The following is a 25,654-nucleotide window of genomic DNA, read 5'->3' as shown; positions in this document are numbered from 1 at the left end:
GGTTCGCCCGACTGCTGAAACCGAGGCTAGGTCGGCACCGATAGCGGCCGCTTCTCGATTCCTGACCGGTCAGGCGGCTTCGCGCAGTTCCGAGTCCGAGTTGCCTTCGCGGCCGTCGTCGTCGACGGGGCGGCGCATCTCCTGGCGGTAGCGCACGATGCCGTACCCGGTGCCGCCGACGAAGAACACGACCGAAAGCCACACCAGGACCGTCTTCACCCACGGGATGACGTCCAGCAGACCGGCGCCGTAGTAGCCGAGCAGCACCAGCGTCGGCACCCACAGCAGACCGCCGAGGCTGGTCGCGAACAGGAACCGCCGCGGGTCCATCCGCGCCGCGCCCGCGATGAGCGGGGCGAGCGTGCGCACCCACGGGATCCACCGCGCGGCGACGATCGCGAAGAAACCCTTGCGGTCCAGGAACTCCCGAGCCCGCTCGAGGTTGGCGCGGTTGAGCACGCGCCCACCCCGGCGGGCGATCAACCTGGTGCCGGTGTGTCTGCCGATGTAGTAGCCGACCTGGTTGCCCACCACGGCGACCACCAGCGCGGCGAGCGACAGCAACCACGCGTTGGCGTCCGCACCGTGCGAAGCGAGCACCACTCCGGCGGCGAACAACAGCGAGTCACCCGGCAGGAACAGGCCGATGATCAGTGCGCATTCCATGAACACGAAACTGAGCACGATAACCCAGACCAGCACCGGACCCGCGGTGTCCAGCCAGCTCACACCGAGGCCTGATGAGGCGGCGAAGTCGATACTCACCCGCCAAAGGGTACGTGGCCGACGCGAAGCGCGGTCAGCCGAAGGGTGTAATTGCTTCTTCCAGGAGTAATTCAGGGACCCTCGAACGGGTGTTCACATCTGTGGCAGCGACTCGCCCTGAATGGCCTCGATGTCGATTTCGATCTTCACCGTGGTACCGACCGCGGCGACCCCGGCCCGGACCATCGCGTTGTAGTTGATCGCGAAGTCGTTCCGGTGCAACTGGGTCTCGGCGTGGAACGCGGCGCGCACGCCGCCCCACGGGTCCGGGCCCCAGCCACCGTAGGTCAGGTCCAGCTCGACCTCGCGCCGCTCGCCGTGCAGGGTCAGGTGACCCGCCATGGCCCACTTGTCCGCGCCGCGCTGGCGCAGCCCGGTGCTCTCGAAACTGATCGTCGGGAACGCGTCGACGTCCAGGAAATCCGGCGAACGCAGGTGGTCGTCGCGCATCTTGATGCCACTGTCGAGGCCGGCCGCCTTGATCTCGGCCTGCACCAACGACCGCTCCACCGGCCTGCCGACCACGATCCGGCCGCTGACGTCGCTGAACCGGGCCCGGATGCTCGCGATGCCCAGATGCCGGGCCGTGGCGACGACCGTCGAGTGCATCGGGTCGATCGTCCACGGCCCCGCCGGCGGCAGCTCGACCGAGCCGGCCACCGGCTGCAGCGGGATCTCCCCGAGCGAGCCGGTGCCGTCCGAGCCGATCTGCGCCGTGCGGGCCACCGGGTTGTACCCGGCCGCGGTGAGCACTGCGGTGTAGATGCCCGGGGGCAGTGGGTTGGTCTCCACCGCCCCCTTCGCGTCCGACACCGCGCGGGCGACCTGCTGGCCGGTCAGGTCGGTCACGGTCAGCACCGTGCCCTCGACCGCCCAGCCCTCGGCCGTCTGGATCCGCGCGTGCAACCCCGTCGTCATGCCTGCTCGCCGCCGAACTCGTCGATCACCTGCTCGTAACCGAGGCGGACGTCGTGCAGAGCCTCCCCACCCGGCAGGTTGACCTGGCTCGTGACCGGCGGGTACCCGCTGGCGACGACGGTGTAGTCGCCCTCCGGCAGGTCGCTGACCACGTACTTGCCCTCGTTGTCGGTCCTGGCGACCGCCGCCACGTTGCCGTGCGCGTCGAGCACCGTGATACGCGCGTCCGGGACCACGCGGTCGCCGTCCGTGCGGGCCGTGCCGGCGAGCATGACCGCCGACGACAGCTCCAGATCGTGCCGCAGCACGCCGCTGTCGGGCACGGTCAGCATGTCCGCGACCGGGCGCATCCGCTCCGCGCTCGCGACCAGCGTGTACGTGCCGGCACCAACCCCGTGGAAGACGTACAGGCCGTCCGCCGTGGTGATCGACGCGCCGGTGACCTCACCGCGCGAGTCGGTCAGGGTGACCGTCGCGCCGGCGAACGGCGTGCCGTTGCCCGCGACCCGGACGGTGCCGCTCAGCTCACCCGAGCCGACCAGCGTCACGTCCAGCCGCGCCGGGCCCTGCCCGACGGCGACGCTGGAGGCCTGCGGCTGGTGGCCGCTCGCCGAGACGATCAGCACGTACGTGCCCGCGCCGGGCGCGGTGATGGTGTAGGCACCGTCGCCGCCCGCGGTGGCCCGCGCGACCTGGCGGCCGCGCTGGTCGATCAGGGTCAGCGCCGCACCGAGTACCGAAGAGCCGTCCTGCCGGCAGATCCGCCCGCTGATCGGCTGGCCGTCGGTGTCGACCGGGCTGCTCATCCCGGCGGTCGCCGTGGCGAACGGCGCGGTCTGCGCCGCCAGCTCGTACTTGCCGTGCCCGTTGGTCTCGCTCGGCACCGAATGCCGGCCTCCGACGAGCGCGGGTTCGCGGTCGTCGGCGTCGAACGCCGCGTCGGCGTCCGCCCAGGTCTCCTCGTCCACGGTCGCCGCGGTCGCGGCCTCCGGGGTGGGCTCGCCGCCGGCCGGCTTGGCCTGCGCACCGCCGAACCCGCCCAGCGGGATCTCCTTCATGAACATCAGCACGACGCAGGCGAGCAGGGCGACAGCCGATGCCACGTAGAACACGCCGTGCATGGAGTTCGTGAACCCGGTCAGCACCGGCACCTTCACGGCCTCCGGCAGGCTCTGCAGACCGCTCGTGTTCGACTGCAGCTCGGTCAGCGCACCGGCGTTGAACGTGGGCGGCAGGTGACCGCCGAACGCGTCCGAGATCTTGGTCGGCAGCAGGTTGAACAGGATCGTCAGGAACACGGCGACACCCAGCGTGCCGCCCATCTGGCGGAAGAACGTCGCCGACGCGGTGGACACACCCATGTCACTGCGCGGGCCGGCGTTCTGCGCGGCGATGATCAGCGTCTGCATACAGCCACCGAGACCGGCACCGATGATCAGCGCGTAGACCAGCGGCTGCCAGAGCGGGCTGTCGTAGTGCACCTGCGCGTAGAGCAGCGCGCCCACCGCGATCACGAACGTGCCGACGACGGGCAGGATCTTGTAGCGCCCGGTCTTGGCGGTGATCCGGCCGGACAGCTGCGAACCGACCATGATGCCCAGCACCAGCGGCAGCAACAGCAGACCCGACTTGGTGGGCGAGTAACCGCGGACCACCTGGAAGTACTGCGGGACCATGGTGATGGCACCGAACATCGCGACACCGACGATCGTGCCGCCGACGATGACCACGCTGAACGTCGAGTTCTTGAACAGCCGCAACGGGATCAGCGCCGCGTCCTTCATGACGTACTCGATGAAGATGAACAGGATCACGCCGAACGCCGCGACCGCGTAGGAGATCACCGAGTTCGTGGAGCCCCAGCCCCAGCTTCGGCCCTGCTCGGCGACCAGCAACAACGGGATGACGGCCACCGCGAGCGCGAGCGCGCCGAACCAGTCGATGCGCTGTGGCTGCTTCGTGTGCGGCACGTTGAGCACCCTGGCCACGACGAACAGCGCGACGATGCCGATCGGCACGTTGATCAGGAAGACCCAGCGCCAGCCGTGCAGGCCACCGAGGGTCGACAGGCCGGAGAAGAAGCCACCGAGCACCGGGCCGAGGACGGTCGCCGAACCGAAGACCATCATGAAGTAGCCCTGGTACTTCACGCGCTGACGCGGCGGCACGATGTCACCGATGATCGTCATGGCCAGCGACATCAGGCCACCGGCGCCGAGACCCTGGAACGCGCGGAACGCGGCCAGCTCGTACATCGAGGTGGCGAACGTACAGGCGGCCGAGCCGATCACGAACAGCGCGATCGCCGTGAGGTAGAACGGCTTGCGGCCGTAGATGTCGGAAAGCTTGCCGTACAGCGGCGTCGCGATGGTCGCGGTGATCAGGTACGCGGTGGTCGCCCACGCCTGCTCGCTGAACCCGTTCAGGTCGTTCGCGATCTTGACGATCGCCACGCTGACGATGTTCTGGTCGAGCGCGGCGAGGAACATGCCCAGCAGGAGACCGGAGAGCACGGTCATGATCTGCCGGTGCGACAGCCGCGGGCCCTCGTCCACCGCCACGGCTCCCCCTGCCGGTGCCGCGGGTTGTCTGGTGGAACTCGTCATGCGTTCAGGCCCCCTTTGCCTGGGCCGACACCTGGTCGGCGATCTGCGGAATGCTTGTCTCGATGCCGGAGTTGAGCCGGGCCAGCAGGTTGTTCAGCGTCTGCCGGTCCTCCTCCGGCCAGTCGGCCAGTACCTCGGCCAGCCATTGGTTGCGTTGCCTGCGGTTCTCCTCGAAGACCCGAAGCCCCTCGGTGGTGGGTGCGAGCAGGCAGGCGCGGCCGTCCTCGGGGTCGGCCTGGCGCTCGATCAGGCCGTGCTGTACCAGCGAACTGCTCTGCCTGCTGATCGTGGAGATCTCGGCGTGCAGCGCTTCGGCGAGCTTGCTGGTGCGCTGCGGGCCGTCGTGGATCAGGTGGAACAGGATCGCGTACGCGGCGCGTTCGATCCCGTCCGGTCCCTGCTTCGCGACCTGGGCTTTGGCCTTGTGGATCGCGCGGACGAAACGGACCAGCTGTACACCGAGTTCGTCGGCGACGTCGAGCTCGGCAGCCGTGAAGACCGCCTCGCGCGTGGCCGTGTCCATGGTCATCAACTCTCTTCGCCCGCTTGAATCGACCGCATAATTGGCCGCTGCAACTAGTTGCCTTAAGCAAGGATGCACCCAGACTGGTTAGTTGCGCCAGTCAAATAGTTCCTCATGTGTCAGAGAACACTTTAGTTGCCGAAGGCAACTGAATTACTCTGAGGTACTCTGTCCGGTTCGTACCGTTTACTCCCCGTACATATGGCCGACCTTAGGCACGGGGTACGACAATCTCGGGCATGACCGACCACGCAGCCCTGACCAAGCTCCTCGCCGAGCGCCCGTTCGGCGTCCTGGCGACCATCAAGCGCGACGGGCGCCCGCAGCTGTCCAACGTGACCCACCTCTACGACGCCGGCACCAACAAGATCATCGTGTCGATCACCGACGGCCGCGCGAAGACGCGGAACCTGCGCCGGGACCCGCGCGCCACCTACCACGTGTCGAGCACCGACGGCTGGTCCTACGCCGTCGTCGAAGGCACCGCCGAACTCTCACCCGTCGCGCAGGACCCGCACGACGACACCGTCGAGGCGCTCGTCGACTACTACCGCAGGGCGTCGGGCGAGCACCCGGACTGGAACGAGTACCGGGCGGCGATGATCGCCGACAAGCGCCTCGTGCTGCGGATCCCGGTCGAGCGGATCATCGGCATGGCCCGCTGAAATTCCCGGAAGAATTCTTCCGCACTGCGGAGTAGACGGACCTACGATAGGCGGATGGGCACCGACGCACTGCTGACAAAGCTCCAGGAAGCGGCCGGTAAGGACGCCGTCCTCACCGATCCCGACGTCATCGACAGCTACTCGCGCGACATGATGCCGCTGGCTCCGTCCGGGCGGCCGCTGGCGGTGGTGAAGCCTGCCGATGTCGAAGCGGTGCAAGCGATCGTGCGGGCCTGCGCCGCGGCGAAGGTGCCGATCGTCCCGCGCGGCGCCGGCAGCGGCCTGTCCGGCGCCGCGAACGCCATCGACGGCTGCGTGATGCTCGTGATGACCAAGTTCGACCAGGTGCTCGAGATCGACCCGGGCAACCGGCTCGCCGTCGTCCAGCCGGGCGTCGTCAACCTCGATTTCCGCAACGCGGTGGAGAAGCACGGTCTGTTCTATCCGCCCGACCCGTCGAGCTACGACTGGTGCACCATCGGCGGCAACCTGTCCACGAACGCCGGTGGGCTGTGCTGCGTGAAGTACGGCGTCACCACGGATGCCGTGCTGGGACTGGAAATCGTGCTCGCGGACGGCTCGCTGCTCAAGACCGGCCGGCGCACCGTGAAGGGCGTGGCCGGGTACGACCTGACCAAGCTGTTCATCGGCAGCGAGGGCACGCTCGGCGTGATCACGCAGGCGACCGTCGCGCTGCGCCCGCTGCCGCAGGCGCCGGGAACGCTCGTCGCCGGGTTCGACCACACGGAAAAGGCCGGCGAGGCCGTGGCCCGCGTCGTGCGCGAGGGACTCGTGCCGTCGCTGATGGAGATCATGGACGCCAGCTCGATCAAGGCGGCCGAGCACTACCTCAAGACCGATCTCGGTGCCGGGTCGGACTGCCAGGCGCTGCTGCTGTGCCAGTCGGATTCCGGCGGCGAGGCGGCCCGGCGGGAACTGGCCGCACTGGAACAGATCTGCGTCGACTGCGGCGCCAGCATGGCGTACGCAACCGACGACCTGGCCGAGGGCCGGATGTTGCTGCAGGCCCGGCGGGTCGTGCTGACCGCGCTGGAGGAATACGGCGTCTGGCTGACCGACGACGTGTCCGTGCCGCGGACCCGGATCGCCGAACTGATCCAGGCGTGCGAGCGGATCAGCGAGGAGGTCGGCCTGCGGATCGCGGTCGTCGGGCATGCCGGTGACGGGAACATGCACCCGACGATCGTCTACGCGCCCGACTCCGAGGACGAGTTTTCCCGCGCCCGCAAGGCTTTCGACGACATCCTGGCCGTCGGACTGTCACTCGGCGGCACGGTGACCGGCGAGCACGGGGTCGGGAAGATCAAGAAGGAATGGCTCGAGCGCGAGATCGGTCCGGTGGGCATGCGGGTGCACCGGCAGATCAAGCAGGCCCTCGACCCGGAGAACCTGTTCAACCCGGGCTCGATGTTCTCGATGACCTAGTAGCACGGAGTTGGCCGGATGAAGAACGGCGAAGACGGTCAGCCGAGACCGGTATCCACACTGATCGGACGTGGCGCTGCGGTCCGCCACGCCGACCGGGCCGATGCGCAGGCGGATTGGCGATCGCTGGCTTGCGCCGCGTCGGTCGGACTGCCGATTCGGGCTCCTGGCAGGGAAGCCTGACCTAGTGCGGTCCGGTCATCAGCGCCTGCGCGGATTTGCGGAAGGCCGCGACGAGGCGGCTGCGGTCGTCGGCCCGGGTCGCGAGTACGACGTGACACGGGTCGATGCCCTCGATCGGGACCGTGGTGAGGTCCGGCCGCAGGGCGCCGACGCGGGCGCTGGCCGGGATGATCGCCACGGCCTCGCCGCTCGCGATGATCTCGAACTTGTCCTCGGTGACGCGCAGCGTCGGCCCGGCGGGGACCCGGCGCCCGTCGGGACGCGGGTCGATCCGCCAGAAGGCGTCCCATTCCTGGTCGAACGACTGCGGCATGGGCTCGTCGGCGATGTCGTCGAGGGTGATGGACTCCTTGCCGGCCAGGCGGTGCTCGACCGGTATCAGCAGGACCCGCGGCTCGTCGTAGAGGACCGTGACGTGCAGTCCTTCGATGCTGAACGGCAGCCGGGCGACGACCGCGTCCACGCGGCCGTCGATCAGGGCCTCGCGCCGTTCGTCCCAGAGCAGGTGCATGGTCCGCACGTCGGCGTCCGGGTGGTGGCGCCGCAGGTCGCGCACGGCCGGGGTGACGATGATGTTCACCAGGCAGCCGATGACGATCCGGCTGGGCTCGGCGGCTGCGCGGGTCTGTGCCACGGACTGGGCGGCTGACCGCAGCAAAGCCTTGGCGTGCGGGAGGAACACCTCGCCGGCCTCGGTGAGCCGGGTGCCCTGCGGGGTGCGATCGAGCAGTCTCGCCCCCAGCTGCTGTTCGAGGCGGCGGATCTGCCGACTCAGCGACGGCTGTCCGACGCGCAGAACCTCGGCCGCACGGCCGAAGTGCCGGTGCTCGGCGACGACCGTGAAGTACCGCACCAGGCGCAGATCCAGATCCGCGGGAGGTGCCGGTGCCTCAGGCGTCTCGGTCATGACGCAACCGCGTCAGTGGTCGATCCGCGGGATCTGCTGGGTGACCTCGGCGTCGGCCTCGGCCGGGACGTTCTTGCGCTCGCGGCGGTTGCGGGCCCATTCGACGATCAGCGGCACCACCGACACGAGCACGATCAGGATGAAGATCGCCTCGATGTTGTTCTTGATGAACGAGATGTTGCCGAGCAGGTGACCGAGCGCGGTGATCCCACCGGCCCACAGGATGCCGCCGATGATCGTGTAGGTGAAGTACCGCTTGGGGTCCATCCGGCCGACGCCCGCGATCCACGTGATGAACGTGCGCACGAACGGCACGAACCGGGCCAGCACAACGGCCTTCGGGCCGTGCTTCTCCAGGAACGCGTGCGTCTTGTCGACGTACTCCTGTTTGAAGAAGCGCGAATCCGGCCGTTTGAACAGCGCCGGGCCCGCCTTGTAGCCGATGAAGTACCCGACCGCGTTGCCGAGCAGCGCCGCGACGCTCACCGCGAGGCACACCAGCCAGAGCGGGGTGTGGATCGAGCCCTGCGCCACGAAAAGCCCGGCCGTGAACAGCAGCGAATCGCCCGGCAGCACCGGGAAAATGCTGCTCTCGATGAAGATGACCAGGCACAGCCCGAGGATCACGTACCCGCCGAACTGTGTCAGCAGGTACTCCGGGTTGAGCCAGTTCGGCATCAGGGCGAGTGTGGTCGTCGTCTCGGCGAGGTACACACCATGAAACGGTACAGGGTGACCCTGGGTTGTTTCTGCGGGCCAAGAACTGTTGGGAGCACTTTGCGTGGCGGCGCGGGTAGCGGTGCGAGCTGCTTGCCCACCGCAAGCGGCTCCGCCGCTTTCAAGAATCTCTCAGAGCAGCGTGATGAGACCGATCACGGCGCCGGTCGCGAGTCCGAGCAGCACCGCGAGCAGCAGGATCCAGTGCGTGGGCAGCGGTCCGGACGGCAGTTTCGCGGCGATCGCGGGACGGCGGATCGTGGGCGGTTCGAGCGCGGCGCTCTCCCGGGCGAGCGCGCCGTCACCGGTGCCCGACAGCAGGCCGTACTGGGGCGGCAGGCTGGTGGCGGGCGCGGGCTGCGACGCGGTGCCCGGTGGGGCACTCCGCGCCTGTGCGCGCAACGCCTCGGAAAGCAGGCGTTCCGGCTCCTGAAGCTCGCTCACCTCTCTGAGGTTAGCGAGCCGCGCGGAACATGTCCGTCGAGGGCGGCCGGCGCGGCCTCAGCTGACCCACTCACCGCCGCGCAGGACCTTCACCAGGCGAAGATCGTCGTCGAGCAGCACGAGGTCCGCCGCCAGGCCGGATTCCAGGGAGCCCGTGCGGTCGTCGATGCCGAGCAGCTCCGCGGGACGGCCGGAGGTCGCGCGCACCGCGTCGGGGATGGTCAGGCCGGCGCCGCGCACGAGGTTGCGGAACGCGACGTCCATGGTCAGCGTGCTGCCCGCGAGCGACCCGGTGTCGGCGAGCGTCGCGACCCCGTCGCGGACGTCCACCTCGAGCCGGCCCAGCTGGTACCGGCCGTCGGCGGCGTCGGTGGCCGACATCGCGTCGGTGATCAGCACCGTCCGCCCCCGGCCGGCGTACCGCGCGGCCACCCGCAGCACGGTCGGGTGGACGTGCACGAAGTCGGAGATCAGCTCGATGGTGATGCGTTCGTCGTCCAGCAGCGCGCCGATCGGGCCCGGCTCGCGGTGGTGCAGGGGGCGCATGCCGTTGAACAGGTGGGTGCCGACGGTCGCGCCCGCGTCGATCGCGGGGCGGATCTGCTCCTCGGTGCCGTCGGTGTGCCCGATGGCCGCGATCACGCCGGACTCGGTCAGCTGCCGGACCGCGCGGACGCCGCCGGTCAGCTCCGGCGCCAGCGTCACCATGCGCACCGTGCCGTGCCCGGCCCGCAACAGCGCGTCGACGGACGCGGTGTCGGGTTCGAGCAGCACCGCGGGATCGTGCGCGCCACAACGGGCTTCGGCGATGAACGGGCCCTCCAGATGCACGCCGGCGAGTTCGCCCTCGTCGACCAGTTCGCGGAGCGCGGCCAGCTGGTCCACCAGCGCCCGGATCGGCTCGGACACGAGGCTCGCCAGCATCGTGGTGGTGCCGTGGCGCCGGTGCGCGGCGATCGCGCGGAGCAGTTCCTTGGACTCGCCGCTGGAGAACGAGCCGCCACCACCACCGTGGCAGTGCGTGTCGATGAAGCCGGGCACGACCAGCTTCCCGCCGAGTTCTACCTGGTCACCGGGCGGTGGGGTGCCGGTGCCGATGCCCGAGATCCGCTCGCCGGACACGGCCAGCCAGCCGTCGTCGACGAGTCCTTCGGGTAGCGCAAGTCGGCCGCCGGTCAGCACGAAATCCGTCACGTACTCCAGCATATATTGGTCTAAACCATGCCTCGCAATTTCAGCCGCTCATCGCCTTCTGGAGGGACTCCAGGGCACGGCTGGCGGTGGACTTGACGGTACCCTTCGAGATGCCCGCCGCCTCGGAGATCTCGGCCTCCGAAAGTCCTCCGTAGTAGCGCAGCACGAGTACTTCCCGCTGCCGCGGCGGGAGCTTCGACAGGGCGCTGACCACGGCCTGGTGCTCGTTGGACAGCATCGCGAGACTCTCCGCCGAACGGGCGTTGACCGCGTGCGGCGGCACGTACTCGCGCGCGGTCTTGCGGCGGCGCAGCACGCTGCGTGAGCCGTTGACCACAGCGGTACGCAGGTAGCCGACGGCGGCCTGCGCGTCGCGCAGCCTGCTCCAGTTGCGGTACAGCCCGGTGAACGCTTCCTGCACGACGTCCTCCGCGGTGGCCGGCTCGTCGACCAGCAGGATCGCCAGCCGGACCAGGCGCATGCGGTGGGTGCGGTAGAGGTCCTCGAGGGTCAGTGGCGCGGCGGGCTGTGCCGGGGCCGGCTCGAGCCCGTCGATGGTGCGCAAATGCCCGAGCGTGCGTTCGACGCTACGCTCCGCGCTGCCTTCCGGCATGTAATCCTGCCCGTCCTCGGCCCTCGTCCGTGCGTTCCCCACAACTGCTTCCACGCGCACCCAGCGTATCGGGTTGCTGGGCGGCGCCATAGTCGCGAGCGGGTAGCGTGCGGGCAGAGGTTCGAGCGTGCGGAGGTGGCTGTGGCCTGGTTTCTGGTGGAAACCCGGTACGTGCCGGAAAAATATCAGGATGTCCGGCCGCGGCACCGGGATTGGCTGCAGCGGCTGGCCGCCGACGGCACCGTGGCCGTCGCGGGCCCGCTCGCCGACGACTCAGGTGCCGTGATCCTGATGCAGGCCGAGGACGCCGACGCGCTGGAGAAGATCCTCGACTCGGATCCCTACCACCTCGAAGGCGCGCTGGCCGAGCGCAACGCGCGGGAGTACCGGCCGCTACTCGGCGCCTGGGTGCGCTAGCGGGTCGCGGCTGGGTTGTTGGGTCCACGTCCGCGCGCAGCGAGGTGAGCGGCATGACCCCATCGGTGACGGCTGATGAGCGTGCTCGGGTCGCGGTGGGCAAGGCCGGGGCACACAAGGACGATCGCTATGCCGTGTCGGTGAATGCCGAGGGCGCGATCTTGCTTACCCCTCTGGCCAGCATCCCCAAGCGCGAACTGTTGGTCTGGGAGAACGCAGAATTGCGTGCTTCGCTGTTCCGTGGGCTCGCGGAAGCAGCCGAAGGCAAGGGGCGCCCGTTGCCGTGGGTGACCGCCGAAGACGACGAGGGTGTCGACGACGAGTGAGCGCGCCCCCCTTCACGCTCCTCTACCAGCCTGAAGCCGAGAAAATTCTCATCGACCTGCGGTCGAAGCAGCAGTTTGCGACGAAGTTCCGGAAGGTTCGTAAAGCACTTCGACTCCTCGAACAAGCGGGGCCGCGGCATCCCGGTCCGCATTCGCACGATTACAGGTCGATTCCAGGGCCAGGTGGGGTGACCCTGTGGGAGTCATATGTCGAGAACAAGACACCGTCGGCATGGCGCATCTGGTGGTTCTACGGACCGCAGGACGGTGAGATCACCATTGTGACCATAGGACCGCATCCCTAGCGGGTCGCGGCCTTCCCGCCGTGGCCGACGACAGCGGCTTCGCGGGAGCCGCGCGCTTCGATGTCCGCGAGCGCGTCCCGGTCCGCCGCCGGGACCTGGAAGCGGGCGCCGATCTCGATGATCGGCGGCAGGAACGAACGGACCAGCTTCAGCGCCCGTACCCAGCGCGGCACGTGGATCGTCCGCGCCCGCTTCAGCACGCCCACCTCGATGAGGTCGAGCGCGACGTCCAGCGGGTAGGTCTTGCCGAGCAGGCCGGGCATCCCGCCGCGCAGCTTGCCGAACACCGGGTGCGCGTCCGCGCTGTCCACCAGGTCGGTCTTGATCCACGTCGGATGCGCGACGCCGACCTTCACACCCAGGTGCGCGACCTCGCCCCGCAGGCTGTTGCAGAACGCCTCGACGCCCGCCTTCGCCGCGCAGTAGTTCGCCATGCCCGGCACGTGCGCGATCGCGGCGAGTGACGAGATCGCCAGCAGGTAGCCCTTGCGCTCGATCACGTGCGGCAGCGTCACCCGGAACGTGCGCCACACGCCGAGCAGGTCGACCTCCAGCACCTTCTCGAAGGCCGCGCGGTCGATGGACCGGACGAACCCCGTCGTGGCGATGCCGGCGTTGGCGATGACGATGTCGATCCCGCCGAAGTGCCCGACCACGCCCGCGGTCGCCTTCTCCAGCGCGTCCCAGTCGGTGACGTCGGCTTCCCAGGCGCGCGCCGACGGCCCGATCCGGTCCGCGACCCGCTGCTGCTCCTCGGCTTCCAGCCCGACGAGCGCCACTTTCGCACCGCGGGCGGCGAGCCTTTCCGCCAGCCCGGCCCCGATGCCGCGAGCAGCGCCGGTGATGAGCACGACCTTGCCGTTGACGTTGGCCATGGCCGAACGGTACCTCAACCTACCGCGAGTAAGCTACTCCCGAGTAGATGACTAGGACGACGCCTCGTCGAGGCTCGCGATCTCCGCGTCGGTGAGCGTCAGCTCGACCGACGCCAGCAGATCGGCCAACTGCTCGGCGTTCCGGGCACTCGCGATCGGCGCGGCGACGGTCGGCCGCGAAGCGAGCCAGGCGAGCGCGACGGACGCGAGCGAGGTCTTGTGCGCGGCCGAGATGTCGTCGAGCACCTCCAGCACCCGCTCGCCCCGGTGGTCCAGGTACGCGATCGCGCCCTCGTTGCGCGGGCTACCGGAATCCGTCTCGCGGGACCGGTACTTGCCGGTCAGAAAACCCTTGGCCAGCGCGAAATACGGCAGCGTCGACAGTCCTTCGCGCTGCACGAGCGGCAGCACGTCCGTCTCGTAGGCACGCTCGACCAGGTTGTAGTGCGGCTGCAGCGCGACGTACCGGGCGAGCCCCTCACGGTCCGAAATGGACAGTGCCTCGGCCAGTCGCTCCGCGGTGTAGTTGGACGCGCCGATGTACCGGACCTTGCCCGCGCGCACCAGTTCGTCGAAGGCGCCGAGGGTCTCTTCGAGCGGTACGTCCGCGACGTCCCGATGCGCGTAGTAGAGGTCGATGTGGTCGGTTTGCAGGCGCCGCAAGGAATCGTCGGCCGCCTCGCGGATGTTCTTCGCGCTCACGCCGGGTCGCGCCGGCCAGCTGCCGACCTTCGTCGCGATGACGACGTCGTCACGCCGGCCGCCGCGCTTGGCGAGCCAGTTCCCGATGATCGTTTCGGACTCGCCACCGGAATTGCCGGGGGCACGATGGAAGTAACTGTCCGCGGTGTCGATGAAATTGCCGCCCGCCGCGGCGTACGCGTCCAGTACGGCGAACGACTGCTGCTCGTCGGCCGTCCAGCCGAACACGTTGCCACCGAGGTTGAGGCCGTACACGTCCAACTCGCTGTCACCGATCTTCATGGCCTTAACGTATCCCGGAATGCCCGTACCACCACAAGGGTTGTGCGAGGCATGGTGAACGCACTCGGCAAACTCGGCATCTGGCGGCACCCCAGTCAAATCAGCGACGAGCTCGCGCGGGAGGTGGAAACCCTCGGCTACGGCACGATCTGGCTCGGCGGCTCACCCGACGCGGGCCTCCCCGACGTGGACCGGATCCTCGACGCGACCGACCACATCGTGGTCGCCACCGGCATCGTCAACATGTGGAAGGACGACGCGGCCCCGGTTGCCGAGTCCTACCACCGGATCGTCGGCAAGCACCCCGGCCGGTTCCTGCTCGGCGTCGGCATCGGCCACCCGGAAGCGGTCAAGGAGTACCAGAAGCCCTTCGACAAGATGGTCGAGTACCTCGGTGAACTGGACGCCGCCGGCGTGCCGGTGGACGAGCGGGTACTCGCCGCGCTGGGCCCCAAGGCGCTCAAGCTGTCCGCGGACCAGGCGGCGGGCACGCATCCGTACCTGACCACCCCCGAGCACACCAGGCAGGCACGCGAAATCCTCGGCGCGGGCAAGCTGCTCGTGCCCGAGCACAAGATCGTGCTGGAGACCGATCCCGAGAAGGCGCGTGCCGTCGGGCGGCCCAAGGTCCAGAAGCCGTACCTGAACCTGGTCAACTACGTCAGCAACTGGCGGCGCCTCGGCTTCACCGACGAGGACTTCGCGAACGGCGGCAGCGACCGGCTCATCGACGCCGTGGTCGCCTGGGGCACCGCGGACGCCATCGCCGCCCGGCTGGCCGAACATCTCGACGCCGGTGCCGACCAGGTCGCGGTCCAGGTACTCGCCGACGACCCGCTGCCCGGCTACCGGGCTGTGGCGCAGGCCCTGCTCTCATAGTGCCGTCACGGCGGACCTCGTACGATTCGGGCAACAAGGCGAACCACCGCTAGGAGGACCCGAAGATGCCTATCGCCACCCCCGAGGTCTATGCCGAGATGCTCGACCGGGCCAAGGGAGGCGAGTTCGCCTACCCGGCCATCAACGTCACCTCGTCGGAATCCCTCAACGCGGCACTGAAGGGGTTCGCCGACGCGGAGAGCGACGGCATCATCCAGGTGTCCACCGGCGGCGCGGAATTCGCGTCCGGCACGCATGTCAAGGACATGGTGACGGGCGCGACCGCGCTGGCCGAGTTCGCGCACGTGGTCGCGGCGAAGTACCCGGTCAACGTCGCGCTGCACACCGACCACTGCCCGAAGGACAAGCTGGACGGGTACGTCAACCCGCTGATCGCGATCTCGCAGGAGCGGGTGAACGCCGGCGGCAACCCGCTGTTCCAGTCGCACATGTGGGACGGCTCGGCGATCGACCTCGACGAGAACCTGAAGATCGCGGCGGACCTGCTGGAGCGGGCGGCCGCGGCGAAGATCATCCTCGAGGTCGAGATCGGTGTCGTGGGCGGCGAGGAGGACGGCGTCGCGAACGAGATCAACGAGAAGCTGTACACCGCCGAGGGCGACTTCCTGAAGACCCTGGACGCGCTGGGTTCCGGCGAGAAGGGCCGCTACCTGCTGGCCGCGACGTTCGGCAACGTGCACGGCGCGTACAAGCCGGGCGCGGTCAAGCTGCGCCCGGACGTGCTCAAGCGCGGCCAGGAGATCGCGTCGCAGAAGCTGGGCCTCGCCGCCGGTTCGAAGCCGTTCGAGCTGGTGTTCCACGGCGGTTCCGGCTCGCTGCCGGAGGAGATCGAGGAGGCGGTGTCGTACGGCGTGGTGAAGATGAACGTCGACACCGACACGCAGTACGCGTTCTCCCGCCCGATCGCGGACCACTTCTTCAAGAACTACGACGGGGTGCTGAAGATCGACGGCGAGGTCGGCAACAAGAAGACCTACGACCCGCGCAGCTACCTCAAGAAGGCCGAGACGTCGATGGCCGAGCGGGTCGTCCAGGCCGCGCAGGCGCTCAAGTCCGCGGGCACGAAGCTCGGCTGAGGTTCACCCGCGGGTGTACTTGCCATGGCATCACGGGCCGGGCATCGTGTCGGCCCGTGATGCCCAAACGTGTGGTCGCCGCCGTCCTGGTCGCTTGCCTTGTGCTGCTCGGCAGCGGGGTCGTCGCGAGCCTGGTCTTCTGACAGGGGCAGGATTGAGGCCATGACCAACCTGCTGGGCCCCGAGCCGACGAAGCTGCCCGACCGTCCCGACGCGCAGGCCGCGCTCGACGCGGGAACCGATCCCGCCGAGGTCGCCGCCGAGCATCCGGACTTCAGCGAGGCCTGGGCCGCGCTCGGGGAGCGCGCGCTGGAGTCGGGCGAGATCGTCGCCGCGTACGCCTACGCGCGCACCGGTTACCACCGTGGCCTCGACCAGCTGCGCCGGTCCGGCTGGAAGGGCTTCGGCCCGGTGCCGTGGAACCACCGGCCGAACCAGGGTTTCCTGCGCGCCCTCGCCGTCCTCGGCAAGGCGGCCGAGCGCATCGGCGAGACCGAGGAGTACGAGCGCTGCCGCACGTTCATCGCGGACTCCGACCCGGCCGCCGCCGAGGCGACCGGGCTGAAGTAAACCGGTCAGCCGCTAGAACTCTCCACAGTTGTCCGGCGCGGGCGCGCCGTGCAAACGCGCGTCCAGCCAGGCGAAGGCGTCCGGGTAGGCCGCGAGGGCGCCGCCCACGTGGGTCGGCGCGGCGAGCGTGTCGAACTGCACGGTCGCGCCCTCCGCACACCAGTCGCGGGCCATGGTGCGGCCCTGCGGGAACGGCACGATGTCGTCGAGCGCGCTGTGTGCGACCAGCACCGGCGCGGCCGGCGCCGTCCGCCCGATCTGCTGCTCCGCGACGACGGAGGCGAACGGCTCCTCGCCGAGGTACGCGGTGATCGGCCGGCCGTCGGTGGTCAGGTCGGCGGTGCGGGTGAAGGCGTGATCGAGGATCGCGTCGCCCGTGCACTCGTTTTCGACCTGCGCCTCCAGCGCCTTGCCCTTCGCGTTGAGCACGCTCGTGATGTTCAGCTCGGGGTAGGCGTAGTTCATGCTCGCGACGGCGAACAGCAGGAAGCCGACGGCGTAGTGCCCGTCGAGGTTCTGCGCGACGGCGGCGAGATCGGCCGGCGGCGCGCCCGCGTACGCACCCTTCAGCTTCAGTTCGGGCGCGTAAGCCGGCTGCAGTTCCGCGGCGGCCGCGGACGCGCCGCCGCCCTGCGAGTACCCGGCGATCGCGACCGGACCATCGGACGGTAGCCCCGCCTCGGGGAGTCGTTGCGCGGCGCGGATCGCGTCGAGCACCGCGTAGCCTTCGGCCTTGCGGTTGACGTAGGTGTGCACGCCCGGTGTGCCGAGGCCTTCGTAGTCGGTGATCACGACGCCGTACCCACGCGCGAGCAGGCCGGACAGGAACGGGCCTTCGTACTCCTGGCCGGCGGCGAGCGCCTTCGACGGCGCGCACTGGTCGCCGAGGCCCTGCGTGCCGGCAGCGTAGCTGATGAGCGGGCGCACCCCCGGCCCGGTCCACGGCGCCGTCGGGGTGAGCACGGTGCCGGTGACCGCGATCGCGTCACCGTGCGTGTCGGTACTGCGGTACATGATCCGCTGCACCTTCGCGGGCGCGGGCAGGAGCTTGACCGGGTCGAGGAAGAACGTGGACGCCTGGTGCCGGATGATGTCGCCGGCCGAACCCCCGGGCAGGGGCGATGGCGGAGTGTAGAAATCGGCGGCGCCGGCCGGTGTCGCCGCGGCGATCAGCGAGATCAGGCCGATGACCGACGTGACGATCGCGGTGATCCGCCGGCGGTGGGTCGGTCGCATGGTCGCTCCCCGCTGAGCTATTTTCCGACAACACTGTCGAAAAAAGGATCGAGGTCAAGTGGCTGACGGGTCAAGGCCCCGAAAGCGTGGTCCGGGCCGGCCGCGGAAAGTGCCGGTCGAGGAGCAGCGCGGCCTCGTGCTGGCCGCGGCGCGGCAGGTGTTCGCCACGCACGGCGTCCAGGGCGCGACGATCGAGCAGATCGCGCGGCAGGCCGGGCTGACCCGGCAGGCGGTCTACGAACTCTTCGGCGACAAGCACGAACTGTTCGCGCAGACCGTGTCGGACACCGAAGAACTCGCCTACGCCACGATCGCCGAACGCGGCGCCGCCGACGCCGGTGTCGACCTGAGGGCCTGGGCGCGCACGAACTACGCGAACATGTTCGGTTTCGTCACCGAGCATCCCCACGCGCTGCCGGTGCTGCACGAGGCCGAGCGCACCGGCGACCCCGCCGCGACCCGGCTGCGTTCGCGGCTCGCCGAGGTCTACACCGCCGCCAGCCGGGAACGCTGGGCGGCGTTCGGCATCGAGCCGGGACGGGCGGACACCGCGCTGGTCGCGATGTACTTCGCGATGACGGAAGTGCTGGTCACCCTCACCTGGCCCGGCGAGGCGCCGGATCAGGAGGCGCTGATCGACCTGCTCACCGAGTTCACCGTCGGCGGTGTGCTGCGGCTGTACAACCACACCCCGGATGTGCTCGAACGGTTGCGGTAGTCCACATCGCGGACGCCACGACGAGTCTCGCGCGATCGTCGTAGCTTCGAAAGGTATGGGGCGTTGTCAGCTCGTCATCGTCGGCGCGGGGCCGCGCGGTGTCGGCGTGCTGGAACGAATCGCCGCGAACGCACCGGAACTGCTCGGTGCGGCCGGTCTCGCGGTGCATCTGGTCGACCCGTTTCCGCCCGGTCCCGGCCGGATCTGGCGTTACGAGCAGTCGCCGTTGCTGCGGATGAACTCGATGTCCGAGGACGTCACGATGTTCACCGACGAGACCGTGCGGATCGACGGGCCGGTGCGGCCGGGGCCGTCGCTCGCCGAATGGGCCGAACAGGTGCGCCGTGGCGAGATCGAGCACGAACCGGCCGAAGATCTGCGCGGCGAGTTCGACGAACTGCTGCGCACGTCGTTCCCGACGAGGCGGTTGCAGAGCGAGTACCTGGCCTGGGTCTACCGCCGCGTACTGGACGAGCTGCCGGACGCGATCGAAGTCGTCGAGCACCGGACGCGGGCCGTGCGCATCGAGGAAAACCAGGTATGGCTGGAAAACGGTGCGTCGCTGCGGGCGGATCTGCTGGTGCTGACCGTCGGCCACCTCGACGCCGAACCGGACGCGTCGGCTGCCGGGCTGGCCGAGTTCGCGCAGCGGCACGGACTTTCCTACTACCCGGCCGGCTACACCGCGGACATCGACTACGGCGCGATCCCACCCGGCGAGCACGTGCTGGTGCGCGGGTTCGGGCTCGCGTTCGTCGACCTGATGCTGCTGCTGACCGAGGGTCGCGGCGGCCGGTTCGCCGAGCAGGACGGCGGTGGCCTGGTCTACGAGCCGAGCGGGCGGGAGCCGGTGCTGCACGTCGGTTCCCGTCGCGGCGTGCCGTACCACTCGAAGCCCGGCTACCGGTTGCAGGGAGAACCGTTGCGGCTGGCCAGATTCTTCAACCGCGAGTCGATCGAGGCGCTCGGTGAGGAGCTGAACTTCTTCACCGACGTCTGGCCACTGATCGCGAAGGAGATCGCCTGGGGCTACTACAGCGAGCTGTTCACCGGGCATCCCGAGCGGGTCCGGCTGAGCTTCGCCGAGTTCGAGGCGGAATTCGCCGAATTGTCTTGGGGCAGCCAGGAAATGCTCGGACTGATCGCGCGCGCCGTGCCGGGTGACGACGATCGGCTGGACCTCGACCGGTTCGACCGGCCGCTCGCCGGTGAGCGTTTCGACAACGCCGAGGAGTTCGGCAAGTACCTGCGCGAGTACGTCGAAGCGGATCTCGCCCGGCGCGCCGACGCCGAGTTCAGCGCGGACCTCGGCGGGTTCATGGCGCTGCTCGCCGTCATCGCCCAGCTGCCGCCGCTGCTCGGCGGCGGCAAGCTCGACCCGGCATCCCAAGTGTCTGATGTGGACGGATGGTTCCACGGGTTCTTCAGCTTCTACGCGAGCGGCCCGCCGCCGCGCCGCCTGGACGAGCTGCTCGCACTGGAGCAGGCCGGCGTGGTTTCCTTTGCCGGCGCGGAAATGCGGGTGACCGCGGAGCGCGAACAGTTCGTGGCGACCAGCTCGAGCTTCCCCGGCGAGATCGAGGCTCGCACGCTGATCGAGGCGCGGCTGCCGAACGCGAACGTCGCGCTCGCGTCCGACGAGCTGATCCGGTCGATGCTGGATTCCGGGGAACTGGCGGAGGAACTGGTGCGCGGCCTGCCCTCCGGGCGCATCCACACGAGAGCGTCCGACTCGCGCCTGCTCCGGCCGGACGGGACGCCGCACGAGCGGTGGTTCTCGGTGGGCCCGCACACCAGCGCGCGTTCGCCCGGGGCGTTCACGCGACCCCGGACGAACGCGCTGTCATTCCGTCAGAACGACGTGCTGGCAAGGGAACTGTTGCAGATCAGCAGTGGTCGAGCATGTCGGTGAGCGCCGAGGACTCCGCACTGTTGACGGTCAGGCTGAACTTGTGCTTGACCGCGATCCACATCTCCGCGTAGGTGCACCAGTAGCTGGTGAGCGGCGGCTTCCACTGGTCGGGCGAGGCGTCGCCCTTCGACTGGTTGACGTTGTCGGTCACCGCGATCAGCTGCGGGTCCGACAGGTCGTTGGCGTACGCCTGGCGCTGCGCGGTCGTCCACGACGAGGCGCCGGTGCGCCACGCGTCGGCGAGCGGGACGACGTGATCGATGTCGACGTCGGACGCGGCGGTCCAGGTCGCGCCGTCGTACGGGCTCTTCCAGGTCCCGGAAGTCGGGTGGCAGTCGGAGCCGGTGACGACGTTGGTGCCGTCGCGCTTGAGCACGACCTCGCGGGTGTCGCAGCTGTTGCCCTGGTTGATCCAGTGCGGGAACTTGTCGCGGGAGTAGCCGTCGAGGCTGCCGTCGGCCTTGACGGTCAGCGAGGACAGCTCGCTGCGGGCGGTCGTTTCGGACGGGATGCCGGGCGGCGTGGCGACCGCGACGCTGATGAAACCGGCGCTGATGACCACGGACGCGGTGAGAACGGTGAGCGTGCGGCGGAACGGACGGGAACCATTCATACAGGGAGCGTGACCCGGCAAAGTGACGACGGCAATACTAGTGGGTGATTTACCGACGTCCGTAGGTTTACGTTCAGTAGCCAGCCAGGCCGCGGACGAGCCGCAGGTCCTCGGTGTGCCGGTACCACGTCCAGCGCGTGATCGCGCGCGGGAACGGCACCCCGTCGCTCACCGGACGTGTTGGGATACATCCGAGTTGGAACGCTCGTCCGGCAAAGTTCACCGGCCGCTTGAACACCAGCCCGCGCACCACCCGGACCGTCAGACCCGGACCGCCGTCCGCGTCGGGCGATACCTCGACCGAGCGAGCAGTACCACGTAAGGCGACCTGATCGTCACAGTAAGCAACACCACGGATAGCGCCGAATGTGCCTCTTCCCACTAACACGCCGCCGTTGTCGTCGCGCAGCAGCGGCACGGGATCCACTTCGCCCTGGGTCGCGACCGCCAGCGCGCGGGCCGGATCGGTCGGCAGCCCCCACAGCGCCGCGACGTCCGACAGCGGGTCCGAAGGCACGAACCCGACCCGCGTGGTGCCGAGCTTTTCCTTACGCAGCAACCGAAGCACGACAGCGGCGAGATCCGCGTCGGTACCCGCGACGATGAGCAGGCCGTCGTCGAGGAGGGGGTCGACCTCGTCCTTCCCCGGCCGCTCGCCGACCCGGTGCAGGGCGAGCCCGTCCACCGCCGGCAACGCCGACGCCAGCGTGTCGGCGGCCCCACACACCAGTACCTGTCCCCGCACGTCGCGGCCCTCCGTTACGCTCATGTACCGGCAATTAGATCTTCGCCGAAAACCTGCCGAATACCTGGAGTGTCACATGCCGGCCATCGTGCTGATCGGTGCCCAATGGGGCGACGAAGGCAAGGGCAAGGCCACCGACCTGCTCGGCGACCGTGTCCAGTGGGTCGTCCGCTACCAGGGCGGGAACAACGCCGGGCACACGGTCGTGCTGCCGTCCGGCGAGAACTTCGCCCTGCACCTGATCCCTTCCGGCATCCTGACCCCCGGGGTCACCAACGTGATCGGCAACGGCGTCGTCGTCGACCCGGGGGTGCTCCTGGAGGAGCTCGACGGCCTGGAGAAGCGCGGCGTCGACACCGGCCGCCTGCTGATCTCCGCCGACGCGCATTTGATCATGCCGTACCACGTGGCGATCGATAAGGTCACCGAGCGGTACCTGGGCAGCCGCAAGATCGGCACCACCGGGCGCGGGATCGGGCCGTGCTACCAGGACAAGGTGGCGCGCGTCGGGGTGCGGGTGCAGGACCTGCTCGACGAGAAGATCTTCCGGCAGAAGGTCGAGGCGGCGCTCGAGTTCAAGAACCAGGTGCTGGTCAAGGTCTACAACCGCAAGGCGCTCGAAGCTGATCAGGTGGCCGACGAGGTGCTGGCCGCGGGTGAGAAGTTCGCGCACCGCATCGCGGACACCCGGCTGCAGCTGAACAAGGCGCTGGAGCGCGGCGAGACCGTGCTGCTGGAAGGCTCGCAGGGCACGCTGCTCGATGTCGATCACGGAACGTATCCGTTCGTGACGTCGTCCAACCCGACTTCCGGCGGGGCGAGTGCCGGTTCGGGCATCGGGCCGGGCCGGATCACGACGGTGCTGGGGATCCTGAAGGCGTACACCACGCGCGTCGGCTCGGGCCCGTTCCCGAGCGAGCTGCACGACGAGATGGGCGAGCACCTGCGCAAGGCGGGTGGCGAGTTCGGCGTGACCACCGGCCGATCGCGGCGCACCGGCTGGTTCGACGCGGTGATTGCCCGCTACGCCGCGCGCGTCAACGGGATCACGGACTTCTTCCTGACGAAGCTCGACGTGCTGTCCGGCCTGGAGCGGGTGCCGGTCTGCGTCGGGTACGAGGTCGACGGGTTCCGCACCGAGGACATGCCGATGACCCAGACCGACGTGCACCACGCCGTGCCCGTGTACGAGGAGTTGCCCGGCTGGTGGGAGAACCTGTCGGAATGCCGCACGTTCGACGAGCTCCCGGCGAACGCGCGCGCCTACGTCGAACGGCTGGAAGAGCTCTCCGGCGCGAGGATCTCGGCGATCGGCGTCGGCCCGGGCCGCGAGCAGACCATCGTCCGGCACGACTTCGTCTGAGCGGTTCCCGAAGTCTGGGAAGGGAAATCAGGCGAGCAGAGCGGCCGTTGGCATGGCCATGAGAATCGGGGTTTCGCTCAACATCGCCGGGGCCGAGAACTACGTCGACGAGATCGTGGGGCTTGCCCGCGACGCGGCGGCGAGCGGCGTCCGGTCCGCCTGGTTCGGGCAGCGGCTCGACTACGACGCCGCCGCACTCGCCGGGATCGTCGGGCGCGAGGTGCCCGGCCTGGAGGTCGGCACGTCGGCGATCCCCATCTTCGGCCGGCATCCGGTGCTCGTGTCCTCACAGGCCCAGACCAGCCAAGCCGCGACGCGCGGGCGTTTCCACCTCGGCCTGGCGCTCGGTGCGCGGTTCATCGTGGAGCCGGCGTTCGGCGTGGCGTTCGAGCGGCCGATCGCGCTGCTGCGTGAGTTCCTCACCGCGCTGCGCCCGCTGCTGGAGACCGGGAAGGCGGACTTCCACGGCGAACTGCTCACCGCCGCACCCACCATGCCCGCCGCGCTGGCAGGCGCGAAACCGCCGGTCCCGGTGCTGGTCGCGGCGATGGGGCCGCAGGCGCTCCGCGTCACCGGCGAGCTGGCCGACGGGACTTTGCCGTACCTCGTGACGCCGAAGACGCTCGGCGAGCACATCGTGCCGGCGATCACCGCGGCGGCCGAGCGCGCCGGGCGGCCCGCGCCGCGGATCGTCGCGTTCGTGGCCGGTGTGGTCACCGCCGACGTCGACGCCGCCCGCGAGAATGCGTTGCGGCAGATGGCTTTCTACGACCAGGTGCCGTCGTACCAGCGGGTCGTCGAGCTGGCCGGCGCCACCAACGCGGGTGAGCTGGCGGTGATCGGCGACGAGGGACACATCGCGGCCGAGGTGCAGCGCTACTTCGACGCCGGCGCCACCGAGGTGGTGTTCACCCAGACCGACCTCGGGAGCCCCGCGGACCAGCAGCGCACCTTCGAGGTCCTCGGCGGCCTCAGCCGACCCTCGACGTGAGGGTGTTCGACAGGGCCAGCTCTTCGAGGTCCAGTTCCCGCAGCACCTTGCGCAGGACCTCGTCGTCCAGCTCGCCCGCCTCGCGGCAGGCCAGGACCGCTTCCCGTTGTGCCAGCAGAAGTTCGCGGCGTGCCCGCACGAACGCGGCATGCGGGCTGGCTTCGCGTTCCTCGGCGGACAGGGAGATCGCGGCGATCGCGCCCTGGTAGCGGCTCTCGACGAGGCCTCGCAGCCGGACGAGCAACCGGTCGGCACGCTCCTCCGAGATGTCCACTTTGGACAGGATCTCCGGCATCAGCTCGTCGAGACGGCGCATGGCCGCGTGCATCGCCGCTTCGCGGGCATGTTTCTCCTCCTTCTCGTCCCGCGCGGCCTCGGCATCGTTGGTCACGCCGAGCCGGCGGATGAGCACCGGCAGCGTGGTGCCCTGCAGGAGCAGCGTGCCGACCGCCACGACGAACGCGAACAGCTGGATCTCGTCGCGGCCGGGCGTCCCGAGCGGCACACCGGTCGCCGCGGCGAGCGTCACCACGCCCCGCATCCCTGTCCACGACAGCACCGTCAGATACCGCCACGAAGGCGCCGCGCGCTCGCGCCCGAACAGCCGGACCGCCTGCGGCAGCGCGCTGGTGAGGAACACATACGGGATGCGCACCGCGATCGTCACCGCCAGCACCACCAGCGCTTCGACGAGCAGGGTGTTGTTGTCCGGCGCGGCGGCGTCCATGTTCTGCAGCACCAACGGCAACTGCAGGCCCATCAACGCGAACACGAGGGTCTCCAGCAGCACGTCCAGCGACGCCCAGATCGACGAGTCCTGCATCCGCGTCGCCGGGCCGGCGTGCAGCGACTGGTTACCCAGGTACAGCCCGGCCGCGACCACGGCGAGCACCCCGGAACCGCTGAAATCCGGGGAGAACGGGTGCAGATGCTCGGCGATCACGTACACCGCGAACGGCACGATGATGCCGAACACCGACTCCATCAGCGGATCGTCGAGCTTCCGGCGGATGTACCCGACCAGCACGCCCGCGAGCAGGCCGACGCCGATACCGAGCACCGCGGCCACCAGGAAGATCAGGAACCCGTGCCCGATCGAGCCCGCGGCACCGAGCACCGCGGCGAGCGCGATCTTGTACAGGGTCAGCGCGGCGGCGTCATTGACCAGGCTCTCGCCGGTGAGCACCGCCATCAGCCGACGCGGCAGCCCGAGCCGGCGGCCGATCGCCACCGCGGTCACCGCGTCCGGCGGCGCGACCACCGCGCCCAGCACGAGCGCCGAGGCCATCGGCAGCTCCGGCAGCAAGAGGTGTACGACGAGCCCGACGACCAGCGCGGTGACCACCACCAGCACCACACCGAGCGCCACGATCGCCCTGGACGCGGCCCGGAACTGCGCGAACGAGCTGTCCAGCGCGGTGGAGTACAGCAGGGGCGGCAGCACCAGGGTCAGGATCAACTCGGGGTCCAGCTCGACCGCGGGCACACCGGGAACGAACGACGCCGCCAGCGCCACCACGACGATCAGCAGCGGCGCCGGCAGCGCGTACCGCCGCGCCAGGGCGGTGAGCCCGAGCGCGACGGCCAGTACACCCATCAAGGTCAGCAGTTCCATGCCCCTGATCTTCGCCCACGGGCAGGC

General features: G+C 69.3%; 27 protein-coding genes. 12 read left to right on the top strand and 15 right to left on the bottom strand.

What is annotated here, in order from left to right:
- Positions 1 to 69: 69 nt before the first annotated feature.
- The 4 genes from LOZ83_RS12085 to LOZ83_RS12070 all read right to left on the bottom strand — a co-directional run bounded on the left by LOZ83_RS12085 (position 70) and on the right by LOZ83_RS12070 (position 4,818).
- A complete protein-coding gene (locus LOZ83_RS12085) occupies positions 70 to 765 on the bottom strand; it encodes a DedA family protein (RefSeq protein ID WP_236790541.1) in 696 nt (231 codons plus the stop codon).
- A 93-nt stretch (positions 766 to 858) separates the two neighbouring features.
- Positions 859 to 1,683: a YceI family protein gene (locus tag LOZ83_RS12080; protein WP_236790540.1), complete on the bottom strand. Its 825-nt coding sequence runs from the start codon at positions 1,681 to 1,683 to the stop codon at positions 859 to 861.
- The gene (locus tag LOZ83_RS12075) at positions 1,680 to 4,289 is read right to left on the bottom strand and encodes an MFS transporter (protein WP_236790539.1); all 2,610 of its coding nucleotides are present in this window, start codon (positions 4,287 to 4,289) and stop codon (positions 1,680 to 1,682) included. Before LOZ83_RS12075 ends, LOZ83_RS12080 begins: the two co-directional genes overlap by 4 nt.
- Positions 4,290 to 4,293: 4 nt before the next feature.
- Positions 4,294 to 4,818, bottom strand: coding sequence for a MarR family winged helix-turn-helix transcriptional regulator (locus LOZ83_RS12070; protein WP_236790538.1), 525 nt, complete (start codon positions 4,816 to 4,818; stop codon positions 4,294 to 4,296).
- A gap of 233 nt (positions 4,819 to 5,051) precedes the next feature.
- Between LOZ83_RS12070 and LOZ83_RS12065 the strand changes: the two genes are divergently transcribed.
- A complete protein-coding gene (locus tag LOZ83_RS12065) occupies positions 5,052 to 5,477 on the top strand; it encodes a PPOX class F420-dependent oxidoreductase (RefSeq protein ID WP_236790537.1) in 426 nt (141 codons plus the stop codon).
- 54 nt (positions 5,478 to 5,531) lie between these two features.
- Positions 5,532 to 6,923, top strand: coding sequence for an FAD-binding oxidoreductase (locus tag LOZ83_RS12060; RefSeq protein ID WP_236790536.1), 1,392 nt, complete (start codon positions 5,532 to 5,534; stop codon positions 6,921 to 6,923).
- Positions 6,924 to 7,107: 184 nt separating this feature from the next.
- Here LOZ83_RS12060 and LOZ83_RS12055 read toward each other — a convergent pair whose 3' ends face one another.
- The 5 genes from LOZ83_RS12055 to LOZ83_RS12035 all read right to left on the bottom strand — a co-directional run bounded on the left by LOZ83_RS12055 (position 7,108) and on the right by LOZ83_RS12035 (position 10,981).
- Positions 7,108 to 8,013 carry a LysR family transcriptional regulator gene (locus tag LOZ83_RS12055; protein WP_236790535.1) on the bottom strand — a complete coding sequence of 302 codons (906 nt, stop codon included), beginning with the start codon at positions 8,011 to 8,013 and terminating at the stop codon, positions 7,108 to 7,110.
- Positions 8,014 to 8,025: 12 nt separating this feature from the next.
- Positions 8,026 to 8,727, bottom strand: coding sequence for a DedA family protein (locus tag LOZ83_RS12050; protein ID WP_236790534.1), 702 nt, complete (start codon positions 8,725 to 8,727; stop codon positions 8,026 to 8,028).
- A 135-nt stretch (positions 8,728 to 8,862) separates the two neighbouring features.
- On the bottom strand, positions 8,863 to 9,174 hold the full coding sequence (locus LOZ83_RS12045; RefSeq protein WP_236790533.1) for a hypothetical protein: 312 nt from the start codon (positions 9,172 to 9,174) through the stop codon (positions 8,863 to 8,865).
- A 57-nt stretch (positions 9,175 to 9,231) separates the two neighbouring features.
- Positions 9,232 to 10,356: an N-acetylglucosamine-6-phosphate deacetylase gene (gene nagA / locus LOZ83_RS12040; protein ID WP_236790787.1), complete on the bottom strand. Its 1,125-nt coding sequence runs from the start codon at positions 10,354 to 10,356 to the stop codon at positions 9,232 to 9,234.
- A gap of 52 nt (positions 10,357 to 10,408) precedes the next feature.
- Complete coding sequence (locus tag LOZ83_RS12035) at positions 10,409 to 10,981, bottom strand: SigE family RNA polymerase sigma factor (protein WP_236790786.1); 573 nt, start codon at positions 10,979 to 10,981, stop codon at positions 10,409 to 10,411.
- 141 nt (positions 10,982 to 11,122) lie between these two features.
- Between LOZ83_RS12035 and LOZ83_RS12030 the strand changes: the two genes are divergently transcribed.
- Genes LOZ83_RS12030 through LOZ83_RS12020 form a run of 3 tightly spaced genes read left to right on the top strand, consistent with a single transcriptional unit; the run spans position 11,123 to position 12,029 of the window.
- A complete protein-coding gene (locus LOZ83_RS12030; protein WP_236790532.1) occupies positions 11,123 to 11,398 on the top strand; it encodes a YciI family protein in 276 nt (91 codons plus the stop codon).
- Positions 11,399 to 11,451: 53 nt separating this feature from the next.
- The gene (locus LOZ83_RS12025; protein WP_236790531.1) at positions 11,452 to 11,724 is read left to right on the top strand and encodes a hypothetical protein; all 273 of its coding nucleotides are present in this window, start codon (positions 11,452 to 11,454) and stop codon (positions 11,722 to 11,724) included.
- A complete protein-coding gene (locus LOZ83_RS12020; RefSeq protein WP_236790530.1) occupies positions 11,721 to 12,029 on the top strand; it encodes a hypothetical protein in 309 nt (102 codons plus the stop codon). Before LOZ83_RS12025 ends, LOZ83_RS12020 begins: the two co-directional genes overlap by 4 nt.
- On the opposite strand, the gene LOZ83_RS12015 is transcribed toward LOZ83_RS12020, so the two are convergent.
- Both LOZ83_RS12015 and LOZ83_RS12010 read right to left on the bottom strand, forming a co-directional pair.
- Positions 12,026 to 12,904, bottom strand: coding sequence for an SDR family oxidoreductase (locus tag LOZ83_RS12015; RefSeq protein WP_236790529.1), 879 nt, complete (start codon positions 12,902 to 12,904; stop codon positions 12,026 to 12,028). The genes LOZ83_RS12020 and LOZ83_RS12015 overlap by 4 nt on opposite strands.
- A gap of 51 nt (positions 12,905 to 12,955) precedes the next feature.
- Positions 12,956 to 13,888 carry an aldo/keto reductase gene (locus LOZ83_RS12010; protein ID WP_236790528.1) on the bottom strand — a complete coding sequence of 311 codons (933 nt, stop codon included), beginning with the start codon at positions 13,886 to 13,888 and terminating at the stop codon, positions 12,956 to 12,958.
- Between the two features lie 51 nt (positions 13,889 to 13,939).
- Here LOZ83_RS12010 and LOZ83_RS12005 point away from each other — a divergent pair, with 51 nt between their 5' ends.
- The 3 genes from LOZ83_RS12005 (at position 13,940) to LOZ83_RS11995 (ending at position 16,434) form a co-directional block, all read left to right on the top strand.
- Entirely contained in the window at positions 13,940 to 14,767 is an 828-nt protein-coding gene (locus LOZ83_RS12005) for an LLM class F420-dependent oxidoreductase (protein WP_236790527.1), read from the top strand.
- A gap of 65 nt (positions 14,768 to 14,832) precedes the next feature.
- Positions 14,833 to 15,864, top strand: a complete 1,032-nt coding sequence (fbaA, locus tag LOZ83_RS12000) for a class II fructose-bisphosphate aldolase (protein ID WP_236790526.1) — start codon at positions 14,833 to 14,835, stop codon at positions 15,862 to 15,864.
- 162 nt (positions 15,865 to 16,026) lie between these two features.
- Complete coding sequence (locus LOZ83_RS11995) at positions 16,027 to 16,434, top strand: DUF3151 domain-containing protein (RefSeq protein WP_236790525.1); 408 nt, start codon at positions 16,027 to 16,029, stop codon at positions 16,432 to 16,434.
- Between the two features lie 12 nt (positions 16,435 to 16,446).
- Here the strand turns inward: LOZ83_RS11995 and LOZ83_RS11990 are convergent, their stop codons facing one another.
- The gene (locus LOZ83_RS11990) at positions 16,447 to 17,670 is read right to left on the bottom strand and encodes a lipase family protein (protein WP_236790524.1); all 1,224 of its coding nucleotides are present in this window, start codon (positions 17,668 to 17,670) and stop codon (positions 16,447 to 16,449) included.
- Between the two features lie 136 nt (positions 17,671 to 17,806).
- On the opposite strand from LOZ83_RS11990, the gene LOZ83_RS11985 reads away from it, so the two are divergent.
- Both LOZ83_RS11985 and LOZ83_RS11980 read left to right on the top strand, forming a co-directional pair.
- Entirely contained in the window at positions 17,807 to 18,388 is a 582-nt protein-coding gene (locus LOZ83_RS11985) for a TetR/AcrR family transcriptional regulator (RefSeq protein WP_236790785.1), read from the top strand.
- 55 nt (positions 18,389 to 18,443) lie between these two features.
- The gene (locus LOZ83_RS11980) at positions 18,444 to 20,300 is read left to right on the top strand and encodes an FAD/NAD(P)-binding domain-containing protein (RefSeq protein ID WP_236790523.1); all 1,857 of its coding nucleotides are present in this window, start codon (positions 18,444 to 18,446) and stop codon (positions 20,298 to 20,300) included.
- Here the strand turns inward: LOZ83_RS11980 and LOZ83_RS11975 are convergent.
- Positions 20,275 to 20,913 carry an HNH endonuclease family protein gene (locus LOZ83_RS11975; RefSeq protein WP_236790522.1) on the bottom strand — a complete coding sequence of 213 codons (639 nt, stop codon included), beginning with the start codon at positions 20,911 to 20,913 and terminating at the stop codon, positions 20,275 to 20,277. The two genes, LOZ83_RS11980 and LOZ83_RS11975, sit on opposite strands and share 26 nt — an antisense overlap.
- A 73-nt stretch (positions 20,914 to 20,986) precedes the next feature.
- Positions 20,987 to 21,682: a hypothetical protein gene (locus LOZ83_RS11970; RefSeq protein ID WP_255823524.1), complete on the bottom strand. Its 696-nt coding sequence runs from the start codon at positions 21,680 to 21,682 to the stop codon at positions 20,987 to 20,989.
- Between the two features lie 52 nt (positions 21,683 to 21,734).
- Here LOZ83_RS11970 and LOZ83_RS11965 point away from each other — a divergent pair, with 52 nt between their 5' ends.
- Both LOZ83_RS11965 and LOZ83_RS11960 read left to right on the top strand, forming a co-directional pair.
- Positions 21,735 to 23,021 carry an adenylosuccinate synthase gene (locus LOZ83_RS11965; protein WP_236790521.1) on the top strand — a complete coding sequence of 429 codons (1,287 nt, stop codon included), beginning with the start codon at positions 21,735 to 21,737 and terminating at the stop codon, positions 23,019 to 23,021.
- 52 nt (positions 23,022 to 23,073) lie between these two features.
- Positions 23,074 to 24,012, top strand: coding sequence for an LLM class F420-dependent oxidoreductase (locus LOZ83_RS11960; protein WP_308190208.1), 939 nt, complete (start codon positions 23,074 to 23,076; stop codon positions 24,010 to 24,012).
- Here the strand turns inward: LOZ83_RS11960 and LOZ83_RS11955 are convergent.
- On the bottom strand, positions 23,993 to 25,627 hold the full coding sequence (locus LOZ83_RS11955; protein WP_236790520.1) for a Na+/H+ antiporter: 1,635 nt from the start codon (positions 25,625 to 25,627) through the stop codon (positions 23,993 to 23,995). The genes LOZ83_RS11960 and LOZ83_RS11955 overlap by 20 nt on opposite strands.
- Positions 25,628 to 25,654: the final 27 nt, after the last annotated feature.

Origin of the sequence: Amycolatopsis sp. GM8 (assembly GCF_021653975.1) — a bacterium.
In the GTDB taxonomy this organism is placed as follows: Bacteria; Actinomycetota; Actinomycetes; order Mycobacteriales; family Pseudonocardiaceae; genus Amycolatopsis_E.
This window is presented reverse-complemented; position numbering and strand designations above follow the sequence as displayed.